Annotated in this window: 1 rRNA gene; it reads right to left on the reverse strand. The window is 52.8% G+C overall.

What is annotated here, in order from left to right:
* Positions 1-101: 101 nt before the first annotated feature.
* Positions 102-3220, reverse strand: a 23S ribosomal RNA gene (locus ACTJJW_RS14690).
* Positions 3221-3275 lie beyond the last annotated feature (55 nt).

Raw genomic sequence — 3275 nt, forward strand, 5'->3', positions numbered from 1 at the left:
GCTGGGCGCAGTTCCCGACCGTAAATCGGGAACCACAAAGTGGACGCGAGAATTCTTCTCAGTCACCATCGCAACCCTAAAGGGTTCCGGTGAGGTGGGGTGTTATCAATTTATCGACTTATTAGTACTGGTCAGCTCCACAGGTCGTTAGTCCCTGCTTCCACATCCAGCCTATCAACGCAGTAGTCTAGCTGCGAGTCTCTCGGCCAAAGGCCATGGAAATCTCATCTTGAAGCTGGCTTCCCGCTTAGATGCTTTCAGCGGTTATCCATTCCGAACGTAGCTAATCAGCGGTGCTCCTGGCGGAACAACTGACACACCAGAGGTTCGTCCATCCCGGTCCTCTCGTACTAGGGATAGATCTTCTCAAATTTCCTGCGCGCGCAGAGGATAGGGACCGAACTGTCTCACGACGTTCTAAACCCAGCTCGCGTACCGCTTTAATGGGCGAACAGCCCAACCCTTGGGACCTACTCCAGCCCCAGGATGCGACGAGCCGACATCGAGGTGCCAAACCATGCCGTCGATATGGACTCTTGGGCAAGATCAGCCTGTTATCCCCGAGGTACCTTTTATCCGTTGAGCGACAGCGCTTCCACAAGCCACTGCCGGATCACTAGTCCCGACTTTCGTCCCTGCTCGACTTGTCAGTCTCACAGTCAAGCTCCCTTGTGCACTTACACTCGACACCTGATTACCAACCAGGTTGAGGGAACCTTTGGGCGCCTCCGTTACTTTTTGGGAGGCAACCGCCCCAGTTAAACTACCCACCATGCACTGTCCCTGAACCGGATTACGGTTCGAAGTTAGATATCCAATATGACCAGAGTGGTATTTCAACAATGACTCCACCTGAACTAGCGTCCAAGCTTCACAGTCTCCCACCTATCCTACACAGGCCACACCGAACACCAATACAAAGCTATAGTAAAGGTCACGGGGTCTTTCCGTCCTTCTGCGCGTAACGAGCATCTTTACTCGTAGTGCAATTTCGCCGAGTTCGCGGTTGAGACAGCTGGGAAGTCGTTACGCCATTCGTGCAGGTCGGAACTTACCCGACAAGGAATTTCGCTACCTTAGGATGGTTATAGTTACCACCGCCGTTTACTGGGGCTTAAATTCACAGCGTCGCCTTACGGCTAACCGTTCCTCTTAACCTTCCAGCACCGGGCAGGCGTCAGTCCGTATACATCGTCTTGCGACTTAGCACGGACCTGTGTTTTTAGTAAACAGTCGCTTCCCACTGGTCTCTGCGGCCCTGCAGCGCTCCCGGAGCAAAGTCCGTTCACGCCTTAGGCCCCCCTTATCCCGAAGTTACGGGGGCATTTTGCCGAGTTCCTTAACCACGATTCTCTCGATCTCCTTAGTATTCTCTACCTGATCACCTGAGTCGGTTTGGGGTACGGGTAACTTGAACCTCACGTCGATGCTTTTCTTGGCAGCATAGGATCACTGATTTCGTCTTGACGACTACCCATCGAGTCTCAGCCTTAATGAGAGACGGATTTGCCTATCTCTCGGCCTACATTCTTAGACCGGGACAACCATCGCCCGGCTCAGCTACCTTCCTGCGTCACACCTGTTAATACGCTAACCGCACCAGAATAGGGTCGTACGCTAGGCCCCACGCCTCACCCCGAAGGGATCGGTCTAGGGGATTCAGATACTTAGCATTACTGGATTAGTTTGGACGGTTCTTCGTCAGTACGGGAATATCAACCCGTTGTCCATCGACTACGCCTGTCGGCCTCGCCTTAGGTCCCGACTTACCCAGGGCGGATTAGCCTGGCCCTGGAACCCTTGATCATTCGGAGGACGGGTTTCTCGCCCGTCTTTCGCTACTCATGCCTGCATTCTCACTCGTGTAGGCTCCACGGCTGGTTTACACCGCCGCTTCACTGCCCACACGACGCTCTCCTACCACTCCGTACGGCTGAACCACGAAGGCTTACCTATAATACGAAATCTACAACTTCGGTGGTGTGCTTGAGCCCCGTTACATTGTCGGCGCGGAATCACTTGACCAGTGAGCTATTACGCACTCTTTCAAGGGTGGCTGCTTCTAAGCCAACCTCCTGGTTGTCTGTGCAACTCCACATCCTTTCCCACTTAGCACACGCTTGGGGACCTTAGTTGGTAGTCTGGGCTGTTACCCTCTCGACGATGAAGCTTATCCCCCACCGTCTCACTGCTGCGCTCTCACTTACCGGCATTCGGAGTTTGGCTAACGTCAGTAACCTTGTAGGGCCCATCAGCTATCCAGTAGCTCTACCTCCGGCAAGAAACACGCAACGCTGCACCTAAATGCATTTCGGAGAGAACCAGCTATCACGAAGTTTGATTGGCCTTTCACCCCTATCCACAGCTCATCCCCTCCATTTTCAACTGAAGTGGGTTCGGTCCTCCACGTGCTCTTACACACGCTTCAACCTGGCCATGGATAGATCACTTCGCTTCGGGTCTAGAACCAGCGACTATAACGCCCTATTAAGACTCGCTTTCGCTACGGCTGCCCCACACGGGTTAACCTCGCCACTGATCACTAACTCGCAGGCTCATTCTTCAAAAGGCACGCTGTCACAGCTACTAAGGCTGCTCCAACGGTTTGTAAGCAAACGGTTTCAGGTACTATTTCACTCCCCTCCCGGGGTACTTTTCACCTTTCCCTCACGGTACTTGTCCGCTATCGGTCATCTGGAAGTATTTAGGCTTATCAGGTGGTCCTGACAGATTCACACGGGATTTCTCGGGCCCCGTGCTACTTGGGATACTCTTCGAACCATTGACACATTTCGACTACGGGGCTGGCACCCGCTATGGCGTGGCTTTCAATCCACTTCGTCTATATATCGTTGTAATTCTTGCTGTACGGCAGTAACAGCGGAAAAGTCCCACTACCCCGACCATGCAACGCCTGCCGGCTATCACACATGATCGGTTTGGCCTGATCCGGTTTCGCTCGCCACTACTAACGGAATCACGGTTGTTTTCTCTTCCTGTGGGTACTGAGATGTTTCACTTCCCCACGTTCCCTCTACCCGCCCTATATATTCAGGCGGGAGTCACTGAGTCATCTTGCAACGCCCAGCGGGGTTTCCCCATTCGGAAATCCTCGGATCACAGCTCTATTATCAGCTCCCCGAGGCTTATCGCAGATTTATACGTCCTTCTTCGGCTCCAGATGCCAAGGCATCCACCGTTTGCTCTTAGAAAATTGATATCACATGAGTATAAGAATCGATCGCAACACTAAAAGTGTTGAGATTGACCAATGA

The organism is Rhodoglobus galactosidasius (assembly GCF_054957775.1).